Source organism: Crossiella sp. CA198 (assembly GCF_052078295.1).
Taxonomy (GTDB): domain Bacteria; phylum Actinomycetota; class Actinomycetes; order Mycobacteriales; family Pseudonocardiaceae; genus Crossiella.
Window position 1 is genome coordinate 1 of record NZ_JBQJIM010000049.1, and the last position, 24279, is coordinate 24279.

The following is a 24279-nucleotide window of genomic DNA, read 5'->3' on the forward strand; positions in this document are numbered from 1 at the left end:
GCCACTGGCACGCCAGCGTCGATCATCCTCAGCAGCGTGTCACGGTGCTGGTGAAGGTCCTCCGAAAACGACATGGTCGTTGCAACCCCTCAGATCGAGGTGTTGCAACGACCACGTGAACCCGCCCGCCACCGGGGGCCTTCGGCGTTTCAGTGCGCCGAGTGTTGGCCGATGTCGTACGCCAGGTTGGCCGTTGTGGACGCGCGAACCCGGCGCACGCCAGCCCCGGCGTACCGGTAGGCCCAACCCGGCGTACCAGTTGGGCCAACTTGGCGTACGAGTTGGGCCAACTCGGCGTACGAGTTCGGCCAACACTCCGGGGGTCAGTGCACGGTGACGACCGCGGTCAGGGGCAGGTCGCGGCTGTTGCGGCCGATCTCGGCCAGGTAGCTGCCGTGTTCCCAGGCCCAGTCGCCGCGTTGTTCGTCATAGACCGCGAATGCCTTGGCGGCCAGGCGGATCTCCACCTCCACCGTCTCCCCTGGTCCGGCCTCGGCCACCGCGAACCCGGCCAGCACCCGGGGTGGGCGGTCGTAGCGGCTGGCGTGGCGGCCCAGGTAGACCTGGACGATCTCGCGGCCGGGGCGGGCGCCGGTGTTGGTCAGGGTGACCTGGAGCGGGACGGGCTCGCCCGCGTGCAGGGTGGCGGCGGAGACCGCGGGGGTGGCGTGCGCGGTGCGGTAGTCCCAGGTGGTGTAGCCCAGGCCGTGGCCGAAGCAGAAGGCCGGGTCGAGGCGGTGCTGGTCGTAGGCGCGGTAGCCGATCAGCAGGCCCTCGGTGTAGCGCAGCACGCCCTCGGCGGGGGTGGTGTCGAGGACCGGGGCCTGTTCGGCGGTGCGCGGGAAGGTGGTGGGCAGGCGGCCGCCGGGTTCGGCGCGGCCGTGCAGCACATCGGCCAGGGCGTGGCCGGCTTCCTGGCCGGGGAACCAGGTGTAGAGCACGGCGGCGACCTGGTCCGCCCAGGGCATCAGCACGGGTGCGCCCGCGTTGACCACGACCACGGTGCGCGGGTTGGCCGCGGCGACCCGGCGGATCAGCTCGTCCTGGCCTGGTGGGAGTTCCAGGGTGGTGCGGTCGTGGGACTCGCTCTCGATATCGGCGTTGGTGCCGACCACGACCACCGCCACCTCGGCCGCGGCGGCCTGCCGGACCGCTTCGGCCAGCTCGGCCTCGGCGTCCCGGCCGGGGGCGCGGTGGGTGAGGCCGCAGCGCAGGTAGCCGTGTGGGGCGGCGATCGGCAGGTGTTCCACCACCAGCTCCACCGGAGTGTCCACATCGGACAGTTCGACCGTGCCGAGCTGCTCGGTGATGTTGTCGAAGCTGTCCACCAGGCTGCCCCAGCCCGCGCGCACCGGTTCGATGATCCGCTGCCCGTTCACGGTGAGGCTGGTCGGGCCGAGCGCGGTGACGCCGAAGGTGTGCGTGCCCGCGACCCTGGGCCGGTAGTGCGCACGCATGATCACCCGCAGGTCGTCGCGGCGCCACCGTTCCGCCGGCAGGCCGAGCCAGGCCAGCCGGGCGGTCTCCCGCTGCTCGCTGCCCAGGAAATCGCCGTCCCTGGTGCCGTACTCGACCAGGAAACCCGGTGCACCGGTGTGCGGGTTGGCGCAGTCGGCCAGGTCGATCAGCGGTTGCCGCCCGCCGGGCCGGACGCCCTCGACCGGGTCCAGGCCGAGGCCCTGCGCGAAGCTGACCACCCGGCGCGGGGACAGGTCGGCGCTGCCGCCGCCGCCGGTGGCGGTGTGCGCGGCGTTCGGGCCGATCAGCGCGATCCGGGTGCCCTCGGCCAGTGGCAGCAGGTCGTTCTCGTTGCGCAGCAGCACCATGCCGCGGGCGGCGGCCTCGCGCAGCAGCTCGGTCTGCGCGGTCGAGCCGACCGGGTAGGGACGCTCCGCCTCGGGCGCGGGGAAGCCGTCCAGGACGCCGGTGCCGGCGGCCAGTCTGAGCAGCCGCAACACCTTGTCGTCGAGCTGTGCCTCGGGCACCTCGCCGTCGCGCACGGCCCGGACGAGCTTGTCGCCCCACGGCCCGGTCGGGCCCGGCATGACCAGGTCCAGGCCGCCGGTGGCCGAGGCCACGGTGCTGCGGGCGGCGGTCCAGTCCGAGACGATCGGGCCCACGAAGCCCCATTCGCCCTTGAGCACGCCGGCCTGGAGCGGGTGGTTCTCGGTCATCGTGGTGCCGCGCACCGCGTTGTAGGCGGCCATCACCACCTTGACCCCGCCTGCCCGCACCACCGTCTCGAACGGGGCCAGGTACAGCTCGCGCAGCGCGCGTTCGGCGAGGTCCACGCTGAGGGTGAAGCGCTGGTTCTCCGAGTCGTTGGCCACGAAGTGCTTGGCGCAGGCCGCGACCCCGCCGGCCTGCACCCCGCGCACGTAGGCCAGGCCGATCTCGCCCACCAGCAGCGGATCCTCGGAAAAGCACTCGAAGTGGCGGCCACCGAGCGGACTGCGGTGCAGGTTGATGGTGGGCGCGAGCAGCACCTGGGCGCCCTTGGCCCTGGTCTCCTCGGCCAGCAGCAGGCCGATCCGGTGCACCAGGCCGATGTCCCAGGTGGCGGCGAGCGCGGTCGGGCTGGGCGTGTGCGCGGAGGGGTCGCGCTCGTCGAAGTGGGTGCCGCGGGCGCCGGCCGGGCCGTCGGTCATGACCAGGCGGCGCAGGCCGATCCTGGGCTCCGCTGGCAGGCCCCAGGCGTCGGCGCCGGTGAGCAGACGGACCTTGGCGGGTAGGTCGAGTGCGCCGATCAGGGCCTTCAGCCGGTCCTCGATCTCCTCGGCGCTGCTCATCCAGGCTCCTCCAGACATCGTTGTACTGGCTGCGACACCACCGTATCGCCGGTGGAAGGGCTTGTCGGCGGCGCGCGGTAGCGTTCTTCGCGTGCCCGAAGCCCTCACCCTGCAGCAGAACCTGACCACGGTCCCGGACGTCCGCACGCTGCTGTCCGCGGCCGTCGGCGGCGTCGGCGGCACCGAACGGCCAGGTCAGGTGGACATGGCCGAGGCGGTGGCCAAGGCGATCCGCACCGGCGAGCACCTGGCCGTGCAGGCGGGCACCGGCACCGGGAAGTCCCTGGCCTACCTGGTGCCCTCGGTGCACCACGCGATCACCGAAGCGGCCACCGTGGTGATCTCCACCGCGACCATCGCGTTGCAGCGCCAGCTGGTCGACCGCGATCTGCCCCGGCTGGCCAAGACGCTCAAGCCGTTGCTGGGCCGGGAACCCACCTTCGCCATCCTCAAGGGGCGGCGGAACTACCTGTGCATGCAGCGGGTGCACACCGGCGCGCCGGAGGAGCCCGAGGAGCAGGCGCTGTTCGACCCGTTCGCGGTGTCCGCGCTGGGCAGGCACGTCAAGCGGTTGCACGAGTGGTCCTCGGAGACCGAGACCGGCGACCGGGACGAGCTGGTGCCGGGGGTGCCGGACCAGGCGTGGCGGCAGGTGTCGGTCACCGCGAAGGAATGCGTGGGCGCGGCCAAGTGCCCGATCGGCCAGGACTGCTTCGCCGAGCGGGCCCGCGCCGAGGCCGGTCGGGCGGACGTGGTGGTCACCAACCACGCGCTGCTGGCCATCGACGCCCTGGAGGGCTACAAGGTCCTGCCCGAACACGACGTGGTGGTCGTGGACGAGGCGCACGACCTGGTCGACCGGGTCACCTCGGTGGCCACCGCCGAGCTGACCAGCACCGCCATCGCGGTGGCCGCCCGGCGCTGCGGCCGCCTGGTGGAACAGGACATCGCCGACGCGCTGCTGGAAGCCGCGGACAACCTGTCGCTGACCCTGCAGGAGCTGGAACCCGGCCGGATCGACCAGCTGCCGCAGGTGCTGGGTGGCGCGCTGGCCGCGGTGCGCAACGCCGCGCACGCCTGCATCAGCGCGATGGGCCCGGAACGCAAGGAGGACATCGAGGGCACCGCGGCGCGCAAGCTCGCGCTCTCGGTGCTGGACGAGGTGCACGACACCGCGGTCCGGCTGCTGGCCGCCTTCGAGGCCGAGCCGGACAAGCGGCACGACGTGGTCTGGCTGGCAGGCGATTTCGGCGAGTTCAACCGGGCCCCGTCGCTGCGGGTGGCCCCGCTGGGCGTGGGCGGCCTGCTCCGCGAACGGCTTTTCGCCCAGCGCACGGTCATCCTCACCTCCGCCACCCTGGCCCTTGGCGGCAGCTTCGACACCCTGGCCCGGCAATGGGGCCTGGCGGGCAACGGAAAACCCGCGTCCGACCCGGACGCCCCCGCCGACCGCAAGGCCGAGGGCACCGCCACCGACAAGGCTCCACCGTCCACTTCGGACAGTCCAGAGTGGACTGGCATGGACGTGGGCTCACCGTTCGAACACCGCGCCAGCGGCATCCTCTACGTGGCCAAGCACCTGCCCTCCCCCGGCCGCGACGGCCTGGCCGAGGCATACCTGGACGAACTGACCGGCCTGGTGGAAGCCGCGGGCGGCCGCACCCTGGGCCTGTTCTCCTCGATGCGCGCGGCCAAACAGGCCAGCGAGGCCCTGCGTGAGCGAGTCAAGTTCCCGATCCTGTGCCAGGGCGAGGACGCGACCAGTCAGCTGGTGAAGAAGTTCGCCGAGGACACCCAGACCTGCCTGTTCGGCACGTTGTCGCTGTGGCAGGGGGTGGACGTGCCGGGGCCCGCGCTGCAACTGGTGGTGATGGACCGGATTCCGTTCCCCCGCCCGGACGACCCACTGGCCTCGGCCCGGCAGCGCGCGGTGCAGGCCAGGGGCGGCAACGGCTTCCTGACCGTGGCCGGCACGCACGCGGCGCTACTGCTGGCCCAGGGCGCGGGACGGTTGCTGCGGTCCAACGACGACAAGGGCGTGATCGCGGTGCTGGACTCCCGGCTGGTGACGGCCAGGTACGGCGGTTTCCTGCGGGCCTCACTGCCGCCGTTCTGGATGACCACCGATCCCGAGGTGGTCAAGGCCGCGCTCAAGCGGATCGACACCTGATCCGCATATCCTTACGGCGTGGGGAAAAAGACGAAGAAAAACAGGGGGAAGCAAGCCGGTACGGGGAAGTCAGTCCTCCTGTACCACGACATGGCCGTGTACGAGGACTTCGAGCGGTGCGCCCGGCGCCTGTTCGAGATCGTCCGACATGCCGCTACCAACTTCCCTGGAAAACCCAGGATTCTGGTCCTGGATGTCCAGGGGCACCGGAACGCGGCAGGCGGCTTCGACGCTGACGCGCTAGAGATCATGACCGAGTTCATGGGCGTCCTCATGCCATTTCTCACCGAGCTGCAAACACCGATGTTGCGCGCTCACAACAGAAATTGTCAGCGCGAGGACCTTCCGCCAGCACTCTCGATATTTCCACCGCTGGACGGGACAACCCACGACTACGACGTGGCAAAGATGGAGCCGCGGAGCCGTCCGGAGATCAAACCAGAACGTAAGACACCACCGACGAAGGAGCAGATCGCCGCCTATCTAGGACTGTCCGACCCATCATGTCTGATCTGCTGGCATACCCCGGTTGAGCGAGCCCATGTCGTGCCACGGGCGCTGGGCGGGTCCAACTCCGTGAACAACTTCGCCCTCCTGTGCTCGAAGCACCACCAGGAAGCGCCAGATGTGGCAGATGCCGAGGCTTTCTGGCAATGGGTCGACTACGCCGAACTGCGCGACTCCCACCAGAAGTGGGAGCTCCTACCGGACGACTTGGCCCACCTGGCTCCGGTTCTGAGCCGTAACAAGAACCGTCCCGAAGCGGACGATCCGGATGACAAGTTCTTCGCCAGGGTCAAGCAGGAGCTGCGCGCCGTCTACGACTGGTCGGAGGGCGACTTCGAAGGCGCTCGATGGCAGGAGATACTGGAGGAGTACTACGAACTCGTCCACAAGGGCACGGTTGACCACTTCGGGGTTCGCCACAAGAAGTCGACGCACGCGTGGGCCTACGACGCGGCGAAGAAGCTTGTTGACCAGCGGAACCCGACCGGTTTCACCAGGCGGGCAGACATCGTCCGCAGCCGACGTCTGCTCGCCGCAGCCGAAGCCGGTCTCGCCGAACCGGCGAGTATCCCGAGCACGCTGAGCACCTGTGTGGGTGTCATAGCGAAACTGAAGCCGAGCAACGCCAAACTAGCCGGACAACTCGCTCAGATAAGCACATTGTTCCAGGATCTCCTCGAACTCCAGAAGAATCCCGATGCACCCCGACCAGTCGGCATCAACACGCCGGAACTGAGTCTGCGGTTGCTCCAACGCACGATCATCGATGCGCTTCCGGGCGAGGAGGCGACTGACCTTTCGTGACGTGCTGGGCGGTAGCGCCTGGCTTCACTTCGGCGCCACCGCCCAGTCAGTCGTGGATCAGACCTTCACCTTGAGCGAGACGCTCGCGCCGCGGCTCAGGTCGTCGTAGGCGCGCTTGCGGTCCACGCCGATGTACCAGGTCTGCTGGCCCTCGAAGGTGCCGCCGAGCACGATCTCCTTGACCGCGCCCTCGCCGGGCAGGCGCTTGGGGCCGCGGTAGGTGTCCTGGGTCCAGTTGTAGCAGGAGACGATGACCCGGATGAAGGCGTTGCCCTTGATGGCGATCGGGTCGCCACTGCCGTCCTGGGTGGGCTTCTCACCGGCCGGGAGGTAGCTGATGTTCTTCTCGGTGACGGTGGCCGAGTAGGTGAAGGCGACGCCGATGCCGGTGCTGTCCGGCGAGGTGACGACCTTCTTCAGCACCACCGGCGTGCAGGCCGCCACGGGAGTGGCCGCGGCGGCCGCCGGGGCGGCCACGGCGCCCAGGGCGAGCAGGGCCGCGCCGGTGGCGGCGAGGCGGCGGAAACCGTTGCGGGAGAGCACCTTCGACATCGAGGTCCTTTCGGGCTGGGCGGCCGGGATGACCGCTCGTCAGGTACCGACTACATCAGAAGATCGTCGGTGAATTCTTCACCTCACAGAAATAGTGATCAGGAACTCTTCGGGTTAGGGTCGGGGTCATGGGGGACACACCACCGCGCATCCGGCTGAGCGCGCGGATCCTGCTGCTCGACGACCAGGACCGGATCCTGTTGTTCCACAACCGCTACGGCCGGGCGAACGAGCGCACCTGCTGGTCAACTCCTGGCGGCGGGGTCAACGACGGCGAGCCGCTGGCCGAGGCGGCGGCGCGGGAACTCCGCGAGGAGACCGGGTTGCGGGTCACCGCGGCGGCGGTCGGGCCGGTGGTGGCGACCACCTCGGGCAGGTGGACCTACAGCCGGACCCCGACCCTGGCCACCGAGTACTACTTCCACCTGCGCGTGCCCGCCTTCACCGTGGACACCACGGCCCAGGAGGACGGCGAACTGTCGCACCTGCTCGGGCACCGGTGGTGGCCGGTGGCGGAACTGGGGTCGATTCCCGCGCAGGTGCTGCCGATCGGGCTGGCCGAGCTGTTGCGCGTGATCGAGGACGGTCCGCCTGTGGAACCGATCACGTTGACCTGGTTCGGCTAGGTCGTCAGCGGGGTCCGGCAGGATGGCCGGGTGCCGATTCTTGTGGAACCCGCGCTGCCTGCCGGTCACCTGCGCGACCGGCCCCAGCCCCGGCTGGCCGTCGACGACGAGCTGACCCTGCGCCCCTGGCAGGCCGGGGACGCCGAGGCGGTCCGGAACGCCTTCGCCTGCCCGGACATCCAGCGCTGGCACGTACGGCGGATGGACACCGCCGCCGAGGCGCTGGACTGGATCGGTGGCTGGGCCACGCGCTGGCGGGCCGATCGGGACGCCAGCTGGGCCGTGGTGGGGCCGGATGACCGGGTGCTGGGGCAGGCCGGGTTGCGGGGTGTGGATCTGGTGGAGGCGGCCGCTGACGTGTCCTACTGGGTGTTGCCCTCGGCGCGGGGGCGTGCGGTGGCGGTGCGGGCGACCCGGGCGGTGGTGCGCTGGAGTTTCGCCGAGTTGGGGCTGGCTCGGTTGGGGCTGTGGCATTCCACCGCGAACCTGGGCTCCTGCCGGGTGGCGGAGCGGGCCGGGTTCGCGCTGGAGGGGACCTCGCGCAGTGCGGTGCGGCATGCCGATGGGCGGCATGACATGCATCTGCACGCGGTGGTCAGTGCGGCCAGCTGAACAGCACCGTGACGGTGCCGGGGGCGACCTCGGTGAAACCCGCGTCGCGGACGGCGGCCACCCGGCGTTCCCGCCAGGCGGTGGCCGGGTCGGGGCCGGGGTGCAGTGTGGCCCAGTCTGCGGGGGTGGCGGTGCGGACTGCGCAGGCGTAGTCCTGGCCGGCCCAGCGGGCCAGGTCCGCCGGTGGCAGCAGGGCGGCGCCGATCATGGTGGCGTGGCCGACCTGGGCGGCGGCCTTGCCGACGGTCATCTCCACGTCGGGGTTGAGCCACAGCACGGGGCGGTCGTCCGGGGGTGGGCCTGGGGTGTCGTCGGGGAGTTCGCTGCCGGAGATCTGTAGGCGGGACAACACCTTCGGCGATTCCGCGACCAGGCCGGGGACCAGGGCGCGGACCTCGGCGCCCTGGTGGGACACGGTGATGCCGGGGAGTTCCCCGACGGCGTCCCAGTGTGCGCCGCGGGCCCGGCGGGAGACCTTGCGGATGCGGTTGTCCAGCCAGAGCCGGATCTCGTCGTGCCATTCGCCCTCGGGTTGAGCCTCGGGGGCCAGGCAGACGGCGAGGGAGGCGGTCGCGGCGGCTTCCAGCAGGGCTGTGCGGGGGGCCGGGTCCTGGCGTTCGATGCGCAGGATCAGGGGCATGGCTCGGACCGTGGCCGGGTCTTCGTCGCTGGTGTCCACTGTGGACTGGGCGGGTAGGCCGAGCCAGGTGGCGTAGCGGGCGGCCAGGGGTTCGAGCATGTCAGCTGACCTCGATGCGTTCTTCGACCAGGCCGTCGGCGGCGTCGGCGGCCTCGACCTCGGCCCTGGTGACGCCCAGCACGAACAGCACCGCGTCCAGGAACGGGTGTGACAGCGCGGTGTCGGCCACCTCGCGCAGCGCGGGCTTGGCGTTGAAGGCCACGCCAAGGCCTGCGGTGCTGAGCATGTCGATGTCGTTGGCGCCGTCACCCACCGCGACGCACTGGGCGAGGGGGATGTCGTGTTCGGCGGCGAAGCGGCGCAGCGCGACCGCCTTGCCCGCGCGATCCACCACCTCGCCGGTGACCCGGCCGGTCAGCTTGCCGTCTTCGATCTCCAGCTCGTTGGCGGCCACGAAGTCCAGCCGCAGTTCCTCGGCCAGGCCCGCGATGACCTGGGTGAACCCGCCACTGACCACGCCGCAGCGGAAGCCGAGCCTGCGCAGGGTGCGGACGGTGGTGCGGGCGCCGGGGGTCAGCTCCAGGGTGCGGCCGACCTCGGCCAGCACGTCGGCCGGCAGTCCGGCCAGCAGTGCGACCCGGCGTTCCAGGGACTGGGTGAAGTCGAGTTCGCCGCGCATGGCGGCCTCGGTGATCTCCCGGACCTGCTCCTCGCAGCCGGCGTGCGCGGCGAGCATCTCGATGACCTCGCCCTGGATCAGGGTGGAGTCCACGTCGAAGACGACCAGCCGCTTGGCCCGCCGGGTCAGCCCGGCCTGTTCCACCGCGATGTCGACCTGGGCGCGCACCGAGACCTCGGCCATCGCGGCCCGCAGTTGTGCGTCGGCCTCGTCGGTGTCCCCGGCGGAGACCGCCAGTTCCAGGCCGGTGACCGGGTAGTCGGCCACCCGGCGGATGGAGTCGATGTTGGCGCCCAGCGCGGCCAGTCTGCGGGCGACCTCGGTGAAGCCGCGGGCGGTGACCGGGCGGCCCATCACCACCAGCACGTGGCTGGAGCCGTGCTGGGCCGCGGAACGCTCGCGGGCGCCGATCTCCACGTCCACGTGCATGCCGACGCTGGCCATGGCCTGTTCGGTCAGCTCCTGCAGACCTTCCGGATCGTGCGTGGTGGACACCAGCACGCCGAGCACCAGGCGGCTGCGGATCACCACCTGCTCGACGTCGAGCACCTCGACCCCGTGCCGGGTCAGCGCGGCGAAGAGCACCGAGGTGACCCCTGGCTTGTCCGGGCCGGTGACGGTGATCAGCACGGTGGTGGCTTTGCGGGTACTCACGGTTACCGAGTCTCCTTAGTGGACGGCGTCCTGCTCGATGCCCTGGCCGGAAAAGAGACGAGCCCCACAGCCGCCGGTGCGGTGGCTGTGGGGCTCCTCGTCGAGCCTTGCTACCCGGGTCTGCCCAGGTCGTTCAGCTCAGCGTGATTTTGGGTCGTCACCGTGCTGTTCCGGCGGCTGGGTCGCGTTCGCGGCGATCTGCGAGGGCGCGGCCGGAGCCTCCTTGACCGCGACGCCGCCGTGCTTCTCCCGGTGCTTCTTGCCGACCTCGGCCTCGGCCCGCATCCGCTCCACCATGTGCGGGTAGTGCAGCTCGAAGGCCGGGCGCTCGGAGCGGATCCGGGGCAGCTCGGTGAAGTTGTGCCGCGGCGGCGGGCAGGAGGTCGCCCACTCCAGCGAGTTGCCGTAGCCCCACGGGTCGTCGACCTTGACGACCTCGCCGTAGCGGTAGCTCTTGAACACGTTCCAGATGAACGGCAGCGTGGACGCGCCGAGCAGGTACGCGCCGATCGTGGAGATCGAGTTGAGCGTGGTGAACCCGTCGCTGGGCAGGTAGTCGGCGTAGCGGCGCGGCATGCCCTCGTTGCCCAGCCAGTGCTGGACCAGGAAGGTCAGGTGGAAACCGATGAAGGTCGTCCAGAAGTGCAGCTTGCCGAGCTTCTCATCCAGCAGGCGCCCGGTCATCTTCGGGAACCAGAAGTAGATGCCGGCGAAGGTCGCGAAGGCGATCGTGCCGTAGAGCACGTAGTGGAAGTGCGCCACCACGAAGTAGGTGTCCGACACGTGGAAGTCGATCGCGGGCGCGGCCAGCAGCACGCCGGTGAGGCCACCGAAGAGGAAGGTGATGATGAAGCCCACCGAGAACAGCATCGGCGTCTCGAACGTCAACTGACCGCGCCACATGGTGCCGATCCAGTTGAAGAACTTGATGCCGGTGGGCACCGCGATCAGGAACGTGGTGAAGGCGAAGAAGGGCAGCAGCACCGCGCCGGTGGCGTACATGTGGTGCGCCCACACCGTCACCGACAGCGCGGCGATGGTGATGGTGGCCCAGATCAGCGCCTTGTACCCGAAGATCGGCTTGCGGCTGAACACCGGGAAGATCTCCGAGACGATGCCGAAGAAGGGCAGCGCGACGATGTAGACCTCGGGGTGGCCGAAGAACCAGAACAGGTGCTGCCAGAGGATCACGCCGCCGTTGGCCGGGTCGAACACGTGCGCGCCCAGGTGCCGGTCGGCCAGCAGGCCGAGCAGCGCGGCGGTCAGGATCGGGAAGGCCATCAGCACCAGCAGGCTGGTGACCAGGATGTTCCAGGTGAACACCGGCATCCGCCACATGGTCATGCCGGGCGCGCGCAGGCACAGCACCGTGGTGATCATGTTGACGCCGCCGAGGATGGTGCCCAGACCGGAGACCACCAGACCGGAGATCCACAGGTCGGCGCCGATGCCGGGCGAGTGGATCGCGTTGGACAGCGGCGTGTAGGCGAACCAGCCGAAGTCGGCCGCGCCACCGGGGGTGATGAAGCCAGCCACCACGGTGAGGCCGCCGAAGAGGTACAGCCAGTACGAGAAGGCGTTCAACCGCGGGAACGCCACATCCGGGGAGCCGATCTGCAGCGGCAGGATGTAGTTGGCGAACCCGAACAGGATCGGCGTCGCGTACAGCAGCAGCATGATCGTGCCGTGCATGGTGAACATCTGGTTGTACTGCTCCTGCGAGAGGATCTGCATCCCCGGCAGGGCGAGTTCGGTGCGGATCAGCAGGGCCATCACGCCGCCGACCATGAAGAAGGCCATGGACGTGACGAGGTAGAGAATGCCGATCTGCTTGTGGTCCGTGGTGCGGAGCATCCGCAGCAGGAACGAACCCTTGACCGTCTGACGCGTCGGGAACGGACGCGTGGCGATCGGCTGAGGGGCTACGGCCGTCACGGTGCCTCCTGCACTGGCATGTTGACCTGGTATTCACCTGCACTTGCCTGACCGCGGGCATGCGTAGGCAGACCGCGCATGGGAATCGTAGACCGCGAGTCCCGTCAGGGCTCGGTCGGGCTGGCAGGTCGCGGTGTGACGTTAGGCTGGCGGGGTGACCACGGCGCCGCGACCACGCCCGATGCGGGTACTGGGACTGGCGCTGCTCGTGTTCACGGTGAGTGTCAGCGTGCTGGTGATGCACCAGGTCACCCATCCGAGTCACGGCGCGCATCAACCGGGGACGGCCGCGCACGAGCACCACGGCAGCGGCCTGGTGACGGTGTCCACCCCGGCGGCCACCCCGGCGGAGCACCCGGTGCCCGGCGGGCACGACTCGATGCTGCACCTCTGCCTCGGCCTGATCGTCACGGTGGCCGGGCTGCTCGCGCTGGTCCTGCTGGGCTGGCTGCGCCGCGATCCGGCGGCCGCCCTGGACGGACTGGCCGCGCGACTGGTCTCGCTGGTCCCACGTGGGCCGCCACCCAAGCTCTTCGACCTCGACACCCTCGGCGTGCTCCGACTCTGACTGGACCGGGTTGCCCCATCCAGTCATTCGTCAGTAGCCGAGGAGATTTGTCATGCGCAAGAACAAGCTGGTCCTGGCCGGTCTGGGTGTGCTCACCGCGATCACGCTGTCGGCCTGCGGCGGCGGGACGTCGTCCGGGCACAACGACGGGCACGCGGGCGGCCACCCGGCCACCAGCGCCCCGGCGGCCGACGCCGGGCACAACGCGGCCGACATCACCTTCGCCCAGGGCATGATCCCGCACCACCAGCAGGCCCTGGACATGAGCAAGCTGGTCCCCAGCCGCACCGACAACGCCAAGGTGCGCGAGCTGGCCAAGCGGATGCAGGACGGGCAGCAGCCGGAGATCGACACCATGACCGGCTGGCTGAAGTCGTGGAACGCCCCGGTCCAGCCGGAACACGGTGGTGGTCACGGCGCGCACGGGATGATGTCCGCTGAGGCGATGAAAGAGCTGACCGCCGCGAGCAAGGCCGACTTCGACCGGCGCTGGCTGACCATGATGGTCGAGCACCACCGCGGCGCGGTGCAGATGGCCAGGACCGAGCTGGCCCAGGGTCAGTCGGCCGCGGCCAAGCACCTGGCCGAGGAGGTCATCTCCGCGCAGGAGAAGGAGATCGCGGAGATGACCGGCCTGCTCAAGGGCTGAGCACCGGCTGCCGTCGTCGGCGCCGCCAGGCCAGCGCGCCGACGACGGCCAGCCACAGCAGGGTGCTGATCACCAGCAATGCCCCGGTCACGATGGTCCAGAACGCGTACCGGTAGCCGTAGTCGGTGGCCGCCGCCCCGGCCAGGCCCGCGTCGGTGAACACCGGGCTCGGCGAGACCTGCCGCACGCCCTCGCCGGGGGTGACCACCGCGACCACCACCGCCTTGATCGCGCTGCGCGGCACCGAGCCCTTGAACTCGTTGTCCAGGTAGGCCCGGGAATCGCGGGAGTTGCCGCGATAGTCACCGAGCAGCAGCATCCGGTCCTGCGGCACCCGCACGGTGAACCGCTGCGGCTGGTGCTTGCCGCCGGTGACCGGATCGTCGGCGCGCAGGTAGGTCTCGGTGATGGTGCGGCCGTTGACCTGCAACCGGCCGTCCAGATCGCAGCAGGTCACGCTGTCGCCGCCAATGCCGACCACCCGCTTGACCAGCTGCGCGCCGGGTTCCCGGCCGGGCCAGCCGCTCTCGTTCGGGTCGAAGACCACCACGTCCCCGCGCTGCACCGAGACGCCGCCGTCGGTCACCGGCCTGGTGATCGCCCGCTTGCCAGCGGTCAGGGTGTTCTCCATCGAGGAGGTCTCCACCCGGAACCGGTCATAGCGGTCGGTCAGCACGCCGAAGCCGACGAAGGCCAGCACCAGGCCCAGCACGCAGATCACCAGCGGCAGCCGCCAGCCCGCCCGGACCGGAGAGGTCTCGTCCTCGTTCACCGTTCGTCCCTGTGCACGGTCATTCCGGTCCCCTTCCCGGCCTCAGCCGCGGCGACGGAGCAGGCGCGGCACGAACAGCGCGGCCGCGCCGAGCAGGATCAGCCCGGCCGCCAGCGGGATCAGCCAGCCGCCGTCGAAGCCGGTGGTGGCCAGGCCGGGGCTGCTGGTGCTGGTCACGGGCGGCGGGGTGGTGCTGACCGGGGGCTGGCTGGTGCCCGACGACGTGGTGGTGGTGCTCGTCGGGCGGGTGGTGGTCGGGGTGGTGCTCGTGGTCGTCTTCGTTGTGGTCGTGGTGGTGCTGGTCGTGGTGGGCGGGGTCTTGCTTCCACACGCGAACCAGTTCGTGGTCAGCGCGGGTTTCTGCGGCTGCGCGGGCGAGTCCAGCGGCGCGTGCAACCGCGGCCACGGCAGTGCGGTGAACGCTGAGGCTGGATAGATGTTGTAGCCGGGTCCGCCCTGGATCACGACCCCCGTGAGAGTGACACCCGGATCCACCGCGGTGACGGTGAGGTACCGGGAGTCCCTGGTCACGGTGACGTCGACCTGCTCGCCCTTGAGCCCACTCGCCGCGCACCCGGCGGCCACCCCGGCGACCGGGGTGGCGCGTTCATCCCCGGACCAGGGGATCTGCGGGTCCGCGCCGGCGGCGCCCGCCGCCCCGAGCCAGGTGGTGAGGACCACGGCGGCGAGGGCGCGTTTGGCGGGTATTGGTCGATGAGCGCCGGAGTCCAGATTGCTTCTGGTCGTGTCGACGTGGTGGCCTCGTACCGGTGTTGTACGTGGCCACCGCGGCGGCGCGGCCAGGGGCGATCTGGGCCCGGCGATCGCGGCCAGGAGCCGCCAAACACGCCCTGGGGCGGCGGCGCGGCGGAGGGTGGGCGCGAGGGCGTGCATCAGCGAGGGCTCCTGCTCAAGACGGTGAGGGTTGAATCCAACAGTCACATCGCCGCCGGAACAGCACTCGCTACCTGCTCGTTAGCCGTTCGTTGTGTGCACCGCGCAACGCTGCCACCCGATTCAGCGACCTCGCCGGCCGCGCAACCGGGTCAGGCCGAGCACGAGCCCGCCCGCGACCACGAGTGCGGCGCCCAGCCCGATCAGCCAGCCGCCGTCGAAGCCGGTGTTGGCCAGCCCGCCGGTGGCGGCGGCCGGGACCGGCGCCGTGGAGCTGGTCGGCGCGGTGCTGCCGGGCTGGGTGCCTGCCGACCGCGTTGTGCTGGTGGCCTTGGCGGTGCTGGCCGCGGTGGGTGAGGTGCTGGTGCCGGCGGCCGCGTTCTTGGCCGGTGCGGTGAGGGCGCAGACGAACCAGTGGCTGACCGCCGGGATGTTCTCCTTGCCCACCAGCGGGGAGTGCAGGCCCGGCCAGGGCAACAGACCGAGTGCGGTCGGCAGGTACACGTTGTGCGCAGGGCCGCCCTTGACCACGATGCCGGTGATCCGCAACTCGTACGGCACCTCGGTCACGGTGAGGTGGGTGCCGGTCTTGCCCACGGCCAGCCGCTCGGTCACCGGGGCGCCGGCCAGCCCGGCGGCGGCGCAGGTGGTCGCGTTGCCGGGGCGGGCGGTGGCCCGGGGATCGCCCGCTGAGGTGGCCGTCGGCTGGGCCGCGGCGGCGCCCACTAGGCCGAGGGAGAGCAGCAGCGTCAGGGCGAGCAGACGGGAGAGGGTGGTGGGACGCATGGCCACTGCTCCTGGGGAGGTCGGGATCGGCGCCTGATCCTGCGCTCTGAACAGGGCTTTTTCACCCGGCTGACACCCAGCTCTTGGCCAGGTCGTGGCCGTTTCGTGGCAAATCCGCTCAGCGGACCTCTGCCAGCGAACGCACCGCGCCCTCGGCCAGGTACAGCGTGTAGCTGACCGAGGCCACCGGGTAGGTCTGCCGCTGGGTGTCCTTGGGCGGCGCGACGGTCTCGCTCTGGCTGAGCAGGGTGTGCGTGGCCGGGTCGATGACCAGCTCCCGGCGCAGGCCCGGCGAGGTGTCGTAGACCAGGGCGCGGCCGGCCCGGCCGAGGCGGTCGGTGGCCGGGGTCTCGGCAACCTCGGCGGCCCGGGTGGCCACCGTCCAGGCGGCGGCGCGCTGCCGCGGGGTGGCGCCGATGGCCAGCAGCACCTCGACCGCGTACCGGAGCCGGTCCCACCTGCTCACCGCGCCCTCGAAGTGCTTCTGGCCGTCGTAGCGGCTCTGCCGGGCCAGTTCGTCGAGCTGGGCGGTCAGTTCTTCCGGGGTCCCGGCGAGTTCGGCGACCGGGCGGTTGCCGACCCGGTCGGTGGGCAGCAGGTTGATGGTCTGGTAGCTCAGGCCGCTGGCGTCGGGATCGGTGCGCGAGCCCACGCCCCGCACGGTGCGGTCCTCCGGGGTCAGCCGCAGGCCGAGGTTCTTGCCGGTGTTGTCGGCCAGCCAGTTCGCGCACAGGCCGCGGTTGTCCACCGGGGCGCAGTGCAGCACCTGGTGCGGTTCGAGTTTGGCCCGGATCGTCCGCGGATCGCCGAGTTCGGCCCACAGTTCGGCGGTGTCCCGGATCTCCGCGGTGATGTCCACGAAGTCACCGCCCAGGTGCCTGGTGCTGACGTACTGGTTGCCGGTCATCACCTTGCGGTAGCCGATGTGCCCTGGCGCGGGCGAGAGCTGCGCCGGGGTGTCCGGAGTGGACGGTTGCAGCAGCGCGGGCACGGCGGCGGCCGCGCCCAGGCCGAGCACGGTGACCGCGGCCACCGTCAGCCAGGCGAAGCCGGATCGCTTCTTCCGTCCATTGTGGACTGACTCTTCGTCGGCCACCTGGAGCAGCCCGTCCAGCATCCGTTGTTCCAGCGGGCTCAACGGTTCCCGGTCCCCGCTCACAGCGAGCCCACCAGCGCGAGCACCGGGGCGGGCAGTGCGGCGCGGAGTTTGCGGCGGGCCCTGGCCAGGCGCATCCGGGCCGCGGCCGGGGCGATGCCGAGCACCGAGGCGGCCTCGGCCGAGGTCAGCCCGTCCATCGCGACCAGCAGGAACAGCTCGCGTTCGGCCGGGCTCAGCGCGTCCACCGCGTGCTGCAGCAGTTCGGCGCTGCGCGCGGCGTCGATCCGCCCGGCCAGCTCGCCGTGATCCTCCGGGCTCAGCTCGCGGCGGCCGTAGACCCGCTGCAACGCCCTGGCCTCGCGGCCCCTGGACCGGCCGTGCGCGGCGATCAGGGTGGCGGCGATGCCGAACAGCCAGGCCCTCGGGGTGCCCCTGGCCGGGTCGTAGCGCCCGGCGGTGCGGATGACCTCAAGGAACACCGCCGCCACCAGGTCGGCGGCGTCGGTCGGGTTACCGAGCCTGCGCCCGGCGTAACCGAGCAGGGCACGCACGTGCCGACGGTACAGCTCGGCCAGCGCTTCCCGGTCGTGGCCGATGCGCGGCACCAGGTCCTCGTCCTCCGCCATCACGACCGGAATACGCCGAAGTCACCTGCTTGGTTGCCCGGGAATGTTGCGCTGCCCGCGCCATCGGCCAAGCACTGGTGAGCGAACCTTTCGGAAAGGCGTGAGGACTGTGGGCGTGCGCGGGCGATATGTGGTCGGTGCGTTGCTGGCGGCGGCGGTCGGCGGGACGGGTGTGGCCGCCTACACCGTGCTGACCCCGCGGGAGCCGGTGACCGTGGCGGAACAGCCGGTGACCGTGCAGCCACAGGCCGCGCCGGTGCCGGTGCACGAGGTCGCGCCGCCGCCCGCGGCCCCGCTGGCCGAGGGCGCGCGCGGGCCCGAGGTGCTCGCGGCGCAAAAGGTGCTGGCCGATCTGGGCTACCAGGTGCGCGAGGTGAACGGCGTCTTCGACACCGAGACGCGGCACGCGGTGATCGCTTTCCAGAAGGTGCACGAGCTGGAGCGGACCGGGATCATCGAGGCCGTCACCGCGGCCGCGCTGCGCCACCCGGTGCGGCCGGTTCCCCAGGCACGCAAGGGTTTCCGGGTCGAGGTGGACCTGGCCAAGCAGGTCACCTACTTCCTGGACGAGGACGGCCGGATCGAGCGCATCTACGACTCCTCCACCGGCCGGGACCAGCCGGGCAAGCACACCCCGGCCGGGGAATTCGCGGTCACCCGGCAGATCGACGGCTGGCGCTACGCCCGGCTCGGCCCGATGTGGCGGCCCTCCTACATCGGCCAGGGCGGCAGCGACCAGGGAATCGCCTTCCACGGCGGGGAACCGGTGGAGACCTGGCCGGCCAGCAACGGGTGCATCCGGATGACCGACGCGAGTGTCAACGAGACGTTCGCCCTGCTGCGAGTGGGTACGAAGGTGCTCGTGCACCCGTGAGTTGAGCCACGACTGAGTGGTTCGCGGTGCGGTTGTTCACTTTTCCTGGGTATGGTGTCCGTTTGGCGTTGGCCTGTCCGGCGTTGAGACACCTACTTCCCGGAAGGGCCGGAGTTGACCGCAGTCGACGAGTCCTTGTTCGCCCCCACGACTATCACCTTGGCACCAGCCGTTTTCCGCGCTGGTGCGACCCCGGCTGAACGGACTCTGCTCGACATCCTCGGCACCACGGCCCGTCGGCACCCGGCCGCCCCCGCGGTCGACGACGGCAGCACCACCCTAACCTACCGCGCCCTGCTCGCCGAGGTCGAGTCGGTGCGGCAACGCCTTGCCGCACAGGGCATCGGCCGCGGCGACCGGGTCGGCGTGCGCATTCCTTCGGGCACGAACGAGTTGTACATCGGCATCCTCGGCGTGCTCGCCGCGGGCGCGGCCTACGTGCCGGTGGACGCGGAGGATCCGGACGAACGGGCCGAACTGGTCTTCGGCGAGGCCGTGGTGTGCGCGGTGCTCGGCGCGAACGGCGAACTGACCCCGCACGCCACCCCCGGCGGTTCGGTGGGGTCGCCCACCCTGGACGACGACGCCTGGATCATCTTCACCTCCGGCTCCACCGGCAAGCCCAAGGGCGTGGCGGTCAGCCACCGCAGCGCGGCCGCCTTCGTCGACGCCGAGGCCGGGCTGTTCCTCACCGAGGAGCCGATCGGGCCCGGCGACCGGGTGCTGGCCGGGCTGTCGGTGGCCTTCGACGCCTCCTGCGAGGAGATGTGGCTGGCCTGGCGGCACGGGGCCTGCCTGGTCAGCGCGCCGCGCTCGCTGGTGCGCACCGGCATGGACCTGGGCCCGTGGCTGGTCCGCAACGAGATCACCGTGGTCTCCACCGTGCCCACGCTGGCCGCGCTGTGGCCCGCGGAATGCCTGGACGACGTGCGGCTGCTCATCTTCGGCGGCGAGGCCTGCCCGCCGGAACTGGCCGAGCGGGTCGCGGTCGAGGGCCGCGAGGTCTGGAACACCTACGGGCCCACCGAGGCCACCGTGGTCGCCTGCGCCGCCCCGCTGACCGGCACCCCGCCGGTGCGGATCGGCCTGCCCCTGGACGGCTGGGAACTGGCCGTGGTGGACCCGGCAGGCCAGGTCGTGCCAATGGGCGAGACTGGTGAGCTGGTGATCGGCGGGGTCGGGCTGGCCAGGTACCTGGATCCGGCCAAGGACGCGGAGAAGTACGCGCCACTGCCCGCGCTGGGCTGGGATCGCGCCTACCGCAGCGGCGACCTGGTGCGCGCCGAGGAAGCGGGCCTGCTGTTCCTGGGCCGGGCCGACGAGCAGGTCAAGCTCGGCGGACGGCGGATCGAACTGGGCGAGGTGGACGCGGCCCTGCAGGCCCTGCCCGGCATCGCCGGCGCCGCCGCCGCGGTGCGGAACACCAAGGGCGGCAACCAGATCCTGGTCGGCTACCTCGCGCTCGCTTCGACTGAGGAGACTTTCGACAAGACAGCGGCCTTGGCGCGACTGCGTTCCGCGCTGCCCGCGGCACTGGTGCCGCTGCTGGCCGTGGTCGACACGCTGCCCACCCGCACCTCCGGCAAGGTCGACCGCAACGCGCTGCCCTGGCCGCTGAGCACCGACGAACTCCCTGGCGCCGCACCGCAACTGGCAGGCACCCAGGCCTGGCTGGCCGAGCAGTGGACCGAGATCCTCGGCCTGCCGCCGGAATCCGCCGACGCCGACTTCTTCGCCAGCGGCGGCGGCAGCCTGGCCGCCGCGCAACTCATCTCGCTGGTGCGGCGCAGTTACCCGGGCAGTTCGGTGAGCGACCTGTACCAGCACTCCACCCTGGCCCGGCTGGCCGCGCGACTGGACGAGCTGGGTGCCGCGGAAGCCACCGTGCGGGTGGTCAAGTCGACCCCGCGCCGGGCCTCGCTCGTGCAGCTGCTGGTGCTGCTGCCGCTGCTGACCCTGGTCGGGCTGCGCTGGATCGTCGCGCTGGCCGCGCTGAACAACGTGCTCACCCTGTTCGGCTCCTACTCCTGGGCGCCGACCATCTCCTGGTGGTGGGTGGGCGCGGGCGCCGCGCTGCTGTTCAGCCCGCCGGGACGGATCGCCATCGCCGCCGGTGGCGCGCGGATCCTGTTGCGCCGCCTGCGTCCGGGCAGCTACCCGCGCGGCGGCAGCGTGCACCTGCGACTGTGGACCGCCGAACGACTGGCCGTGCTCAGCGGCGCCGGCAAGCTCTCCGGCGGCTGGATCACCAGCTACGCCAAGGCCCTCGGCGTGCGCATCGGCCCGGACGTGGACCTGCACGCCGCTCCCCCGGTGACCGGCATGCTCAAGCTGGGCAAGGGTTGCGCGATCGAGCCCGAGGTCGACCTGTCCGGGCACTGGCTGGACGGCGATGTGGTGCACGTGGGTCGGATCCGGATCGGCGCGGGCGCGGTGATCGGCTCGCGCAGCACGGTCTTCCCCGGCGCGCGGATCGGCAAGCGGGCCGAGATCGCCGCCGGTTCGGTGGTGCGTGGTTCGGTGCCCGCCGGTCAGCACTGGGGCGGCGTGCCCGCCACCCGGTCCAGCAAGCCCAAGAGCAAGCGGCCCAACAAGACCGCCGCACGCAGCCGCCGCTGGTCCTTCCTCTACGGCAGCACCTCGCTCGGCCTGGACCTGCTGCCGGTGCTGGCCGTGCTGCCCGCGATCGCGTTGCTGGGCGCCTTCGTCGCCGATGACACCACGCTGTCCGGGGCGATCGGCGGCGCGCTGCTGGCCGCGCCGCTGGCCGCGATCGCCTACCTGGCGGCCACCGCGCTGTTCGTGCTGGTCGGGGTGCGGTTGTTCAGCCTGGGGCTGCACGCCGGTTACCACCCGGTGCACGGCCGGATCGCCTGGCAGGCCTGGACCGTGGAGCGGTTGATGAACCACTCCCGCTCCGCGCTGTTCCCGTTGTACGCCAGCCTGTTCACCCCGGTCTGGCTGCGGATGCTTGGCATGAAGGTGGGCCGCCGGGTGGAGGCCTCCACCGTGCTCGCGCTGCCCTCGCTGACCACGGTGGCCGACGGCGCGTTCCTGGCCGATGACACCATGGTCGGCTCCTACGAACTCGGCGGCGGCTGGCTGCGCATCGACGAGGTGCGCATCGGCAAACGCGCCTTCCTGGGCAACTCCGGGATGACCGCGCCGGGTCGTTCGGTGCCCAACCGCGGCCTGGTCGGCGTGCTCTCCGCCGCGCCAAGGCGGGCCAAGGCTGGCAGCTCCTACCTGGGCATGCCGCCGATCAAACTGCCGCGCAACACCGAGAAGCGCGATGAGGGCCGCACCTTCGCCCCGCCGCGCCGCCTGGTGCTGGCCCGCGCGCTGGTCGAGCTGTGCCGGGTGATCCCGGTGATGGCCACGGTCGCGCTGGCCGTACTCACCCTGGCCGCCTTCGAGATCGTCGCCGCGCAAGCAGGGTTCGGGATCGCGCTGCTGGTCAGCGGCCTGGTGCTGTTCGGGGCCGGGGTGCTGGCCTGTGTGGTCTCCAGTGCCGCGAAATGGGTGCTGGTCGGGCGGTTCCGCGCGGTGGAGCACCCGCTGTGGAGTTCCTTCGTGTGGCGCAACGAGCTGGCCGACACCTTCGTCGAGGTGCTCGCGGTGCCCTGGCTGGCCGGCGCGGTCGGCGGCACGCCGCTGATGAACCTGTGGCTGCGCTCGCTGGGCGCCAGCGTGGGCAAGGGCGTGTGGTGCGAGACCTACTGGCTGCCCGAGGCCGACCTGGTCAGCCTGGGCGCGGGCGCCAGCGTGAACCGCGGCTGCGTGGTGCAGACGCACCTGTTCCACGACCGGATCATGCGGATGGACACGGTCACCCTGGCCGCGGGCTCGACCATGGGCCCGCACGGCATCGTGCTGCCAGGGGCCACCGTCGGCGCGGGCGCTACCGTCGGACCCGGCTCGCTGGTGATGCGCGGCGAGACCGTCCCGGCCGACACCCGCTGGCTGGGCAACCCGATCGCCGCCTGGCAGCCGGAAGGATCCCGCCGAGGGTGAACCACCAGCCCTACTTCCCCCACCACGGCAACGGGGGGTACCGGGTCCGGCACTACGACCTGGACCTGGACTACCGCCCCAGTTCGCACCGGCTGACCGGCCGGGCCAGCGTGATCGCGGTCGCCGAGCAGGCGCTGCCCTCGATCGTGCTGGACTTCGGCCGGTTCCGGGTGGACCGGGTGCTCGTCGACGGCAAACGGCCAGCCAAGTGGTCGCACGCCAACGGCAAGCTCCGGCTGCGCCCGGCCAGGCCGCTTGCCCCTGGCGCGGAGTTCACCGTGGAGGTGCGCTACGCCGGTCCGCCGCACCCGGTGCGCAGCGCGTTCGGCGAGATCGGCTGGGACCAGCTCACCGACGGCGCCATCGTGGCCAGCCAGCCCACCGGCGCGCCGAGCTGGTTCCCGTGCGATGACCGCCCAGGTTCCAAGGCCACCTACCGGATCGCGGTGACCGCGCCCAGCGAGTACACCGTTTTCGCCAACGGCAGGCTGCGCTCGGTCAAGGAGCACGGCGGCGACGCCACCTGGGTGCACCACCAGTCCGCGCCAATGCCCAGCTACCTCGCCACCGTCCAGATCGGACGGTACGAGATCCTGGAGCTGCCGGGTCCGGTGCACCAGCCCGCCGGGGTGCCCGCGGCGCTGGAATCGGTGTTCCGGCACGACTTCGGGCGCCAGCCGGAGATGCTGCGGGTGTTCCAGGAGCTGTTCGGCCCTTACCCGTTCGAGGAGTACGCGGTGGTGGTCGCCGACGACGACCTGGACGTGCCGATCGAGGCGCAGGGCCTGTCCGTGTTCGGCCGCAACCACCTGGACGGCCGCCGAGGGCACGAACGCCTGGTGGCGCACGAGCTGGCGCACCAGTGGTTCGGCAACAGCCTCACCCTGGCCGACTGGCGGGACATCTGGCTGCACGAGGGTTTCGCCTGCTACGCGGAATGGCTGTGGTTCGAGTTCGCCGACGGGGTGCCCGCATCCGTTCCCGCGCAACGGTTCCTGCGCAAGCTGGCCGGACTGCCGCAGGACCTGGTGATCGGCGATCCCGGCCCGGCCCGGATGTTCGACGACCAGGTGTACGACCGGGGCGCGCTGACCCTGCACGCGCTGCGGCGGCACCTCGGCGATCCGGCGTTCTTCAAGCTACTCAAGGAATGGACCGCCACCCACCGGCACGGTTCGGTGCGCACCAACGATTTCATCGCCCTGGCGCAACGGCATTGCCCGCACCCGCTGGACGAGCTGTTCCGGAAGTGGCTGTTCGAACCGGCGCTGCCCCCGGCCGGGTGAGCCGGGGGCAGGCCGGATCCGTAGGCGTCAGAACGCGATCCGGCGCACCCGGTGCGGGTTGGTGAGCCCGAAGAAGCGGACCCGGTGACCGGTGGCCGAGGTCAGGCCCTTGGCCCCGTTGGCCTCGATGATCTCGATCTTGTTGTTGTCCCGGTTGAGGCCGAGGTAGATCATCACGTGGTCGTACTGGCCGTCGTTCTCCCAATCGTAGAAGAGCAGGTCGCCGGGCTTGCGGCTGCCGTCGTTGACGATCGTGCCGAGGGTCTTGCCGTAGTGGTCGGCGGTGTTGTCGCCCGGGTTGCGACCGGCCCTGGCCAGCGCGTGGTGCACCAGGCCGGAACAGTCGAAACCGGCGCCGGTGCTGGCGTTGCACTTGGAGTCCCAGGTGCCCGTGGTGGGGCCGTTCTCGTTGCCGCCGCCCCAGCAGTAGGACAGCCCGTGCTGGGTGACCGCGGCCTCGGTGAAAGTCCTGGCGCGGCCCGGGTCCTGCCACGGGTAATGCGGTCCGGCGGCGGCCGAGGGGGCCAGGCCGAGCGCCAGCGAACCGGCGGCGGCGAAGGCGAGCAGGGCGGCGGCGAACCGGCGCGACACAGCGTGAACTCGGGACATGACAGGCACCTCACAAGCGGAATGTCCGGCGGGACAACGGGTATGATGTCGTGCTCGCCGGTGGCCACCGCGAACGAGGGCAACGCTACGAGTTACTACGATTTCGTAGTATCGGCCAAATGGCGCAACTCGCG

Annotated in this window: 20 protein-coding genes; 9 read left to right on the forward strand and 11 right to left on the reverse strand. The window is 71.0% G+C overall.

Annotated elements, in window-relative coordinates:
• Positions 1–323: 323 nt before the first annotated feature.
• On the reverse strand, positions 324–2789 hold the full coding sequence (locus ACTOWY_RS43020; RefSeq protein ID WP_441315362.1) for a beta-glucosidase: 2466 nt from the start codon (positions 2787–2789) through the stop codon (positions 324–326).
• Positions 2790–2994: 205 nt separating this feature from the next.
• Here ACTOWY_RS43020 and ACTOWY_RS43025 point away from each other — a divergent pair, with 205 nt between their 5' ends.
• Positions 2995–4959 carry an ATP-dependent DNA helicase gene (locus tag ACTOWY_RS43025; RefSeq protein ID WP_441315394.1) on the forward strand — a complete coding sequence of 655 codons (1965 nt, stop codon included), beginning with the start codon at positions 2995–2997 and terminating at the stop codon, positions 4957–4959.
• 18 nt (positions 4960–4977) lie between these two features.
• On the forward strand, positions 4978–6270 hold the full coding sequence (locus tag ACTOWY_RS43030; protein ID WP_441315363.1) for an HNH endonuclease: 1293 nt from the start codon (positions 4978–4980) through the stop codon (positions 6268–6270).
• Between the two features lie 57 nt (positions 6271–6327).
• On the opposite strand, the gene ACTOWY_RS43035 is transcribed toward ACTOWY_RS43030, so the two are convergent.
• On the reverse strand, positions 6328–6822 hold the full coding sequence (locus ACTOWY_RS43035) for an AMIN-like domain-containing (lipo)protein (protein ID WP_441315364.1): 495 nt from the start codon (positions 6820–6822) through the stop codon (positions 6328–6330).
• A gap of 128 nt (positions 6823–6950) precedes the next feature.
• Between ACTOWY_RS43035 and ACTOWY_RS43040 the strand changes: the two genes are divergently transcribed.
• Together ACTOWY_RS43040 and ACTOWY_RS43045 are read left to right on the forward strand one after the other, a co-directional pair.
• Positions 6951–7448, forward strand: a complete 498-nt coding sequence (locus ACTOWY_RS43040) for an NUDIX hydrolase (RefSeq protein ID WP_441315365.1) — start codon at positions 6951–6953, stop codon at positions 7446–7448.
• A gap of 30 nt (positions 7449–7478) precedes the next feature.
• On the forward strand, positions 7479–8060 hold the full coding sequence (locus ACTOWY_RS43045) for a GNAT family N-acetyltransferase (RefSeq protein WP_441315366.1): 582 nt from the start codon (positions 7479–7481) through the stop codon (positions 8058–8060).
• Here ACTOWY_RS43045 and ACTOWY_RS43050 read toward each other — a convergent pair.
• The 3 genes from ACTOWY_RS43050 to ctaD form a co-directional block, all read right to left on the reverse strand.
• Positions 8044–8799 (reverse strand): peptidyl-tRNA hydrolase, encoded by a 756-nt coding sequence (locus ACTOWY_RS43050; protein WP_441315367.1) that lies wholly within the window; start codon positions 8797–8799, stop codon positions 8044–8046. The two genes, ACTOWY_RS43045 and ACTOWY_RS43050, sit on opposite strands and share 17 nt — an antisense overlap.
• 1 nt (position 8800) lies before the next feature.
• Positions 8801–10033 (reverse strand): phosphoserine phosphatase SerB, encoded by a 1233-nt coding sequence (gene serB / locus ACTOWY_RS43055; protein WP_441315368.1) that lies wholly within the window; start codon positions 10031–10033, stop codon positions 8801–8803.
• A gap of 138 nt (positions 10034–10171) precedes the next feature.
• On the reverse strand, positions 10172–11968 hold the full coding sequence (ctaD, locus tag ACTOWY_RS43060) for an aa3-type cytochrome oxidase subunit I (protein WP_441315369.1): 1797 nt from the start codon (positions 11966–11968) through the stop codon (positions 10172–10174).
• Positions 11969–12122: 154 nt separating this feature from the next.
• Here ctaD and ACTOWY_RS43065 point away from each other — a divergent pair, with 154 nt between their 5' ends.
• Both ACTOWY_RS43065 and ACTOWY_RS43070 read left to right on the forward strand, forming a co-directional pair.
• The gene (locus ACTOWY_RS43065) at positions 12123–12536 is read left to right on the forward strand and encodes a hypothetical protein (RefSeq protein ID WP_441315370.1); all 414 of its coding nucleotides are present in this window, start codon (positions 12123–12125) and stop codon (positions 12534–12536) included.
• 52 nt (positions 12537–12588) lie between these two features.
• Entirely contained in the window at positions 12589–13185 is a 597-nt protein-coding gene (locus tag ACTOWY_RS43070; protein ID WP_441315371.1) for a DUF305 domain-containing protein, read from the forward strand.
• Here ACTOWY_RS43070 and lepB read toward each other — a convergent pair.
• From lepB to ACTOWY_RS43095, 5 genes are all read right to left on the reverse strand, one after another.
• Positions 13175–13957 carry a signal peptidase I gene (gene lepB / locus ACTOWY_RS43075; protein WP_441315372.1) on the reverse strand — a complete coding sequence of 261 codons (783 nt, stop codon included), beginning with the start codon at positions 13955–13957 and terminating at the stop codon, positions 13175–13177. The two genes, ACTOWY_RS43070 and lepB, sit on opposite strands and share 11 nt — an antisense overlap.
• A gap of 42 nt (positions 13958–13999) precedes the next feature.
• Positions 14000–14638 carry a hypothetical protein gene (locus tag ACTOWY_RS43080; RefSeq protein WP_441315373.1) on the reverse strand — a complete coding sequence of 213 codons (639 nt, stop codon included), beginning with the start codon at positions 14636–14638 and terminating at the stop codon, positions 14000–14002.
• Between the two features lie 336 nt (positions 14639–14974).
• Positions 14975–15637 (reverse strand): hypothetical protein, encoded by a 663-nt coding sequence (locus ACTOWY_RS43085; protein ID WP_441315374.1) that lies wholly within the window; start codon positions 15635–15637, stop codon positions 14975–14977.
• 118 nt (positions 15638–15755) lie between these two features.
• Positions 15756–16796 carry a hypothetical protein gene (locus ACTOWY_RS43090; protein WP_441315375.1) on the reverse strand — a complete coding sequence of 347 codons (1041 nt, stop codon included), beginning with the start codon at positions 16794–16796 and terminating at the stop codon, positions 15756–15758.
• Positions 16793–17362 carry an RNA polymerase sigma factor gene (locus ACTOWY_RS43095; RefSeq protein WP_441315376.1) on the reverse strand — a complete coding sequence of 190 codons (570 nt, stop codon included), beginning with the start codon at positions 17360–17362 and terminating at the stop codon, positions 16793–16795. The genes ACTOWY_RS43090 and ACTOWY_RS43095 overlap by 4 nt, the downstream gene beginning before the upstream one ends.
• A gap of 115 nt (positions 17363–17477) precedes the next feature.
• Here ACTOWY_RS43095 and ACTOWY_RS43100 point away from each other — a divergent pair, with 115 nt between their 5' ends.
• From ACTOWY_RS43100 to ACTOWY_RS43110, 3 genes are all read left to right on the forward strand, one after another.
• Complete coding sequence (locus ACTOWY_RS43100; protein ID WP_441315377.1) at positions 17478–18236, forward strand: L,D-transpeptidase family protein; 759 nt, start codon at positions 17478–17480, stop codon at positions 18234–18236.
• Positions 18237–18350: 114 nt separating this feature from the next.
• Positions 18351–22250, forward strand: a complete 3900-nt coding sequence (locus ACTOWY_RS43105; RefSeq protein ID WP_441315378.1) for a Pls/PosA family non-ribosomal peptide synthetase — start codon at positions 18351–18353, stop codon at positions 22248–22250.
• Positions 22247–23536: a M1 family metallopeptidase gene (locus tag ACTOWY_RS43110; RefSeq protein ID WP_441315379.1), complete on the forward strand. Its 1290-nt coding sequence runs from the start codon at positions 22247–22249 to the stop codon at positions 23534–23536. The genes ACTOWY_RS43105 and ACTOWY_RS43110 overlap by 4 nt, the downstream gene beginning before the upstream one ends.
• 27 nt (positions 23537–23563) lie before the next feature.
• On the opposite strand, the gene ACTOWY_RS43115 is transcribed toward ACTOWY_RS43110, so the two are convergent.
• Positions 23564–24145: a C40 family peptidase gene (locus ACTOWY_RS43115; protein ID WP_441315380.1), complete on the reverse strand. Its 582-nt coding sequence runs from the start codon at positions 24143–24145 to the stop codon at positions 23564–23566.
• Positions 24146–24279 lie beyond the last annotated feature (134 nt).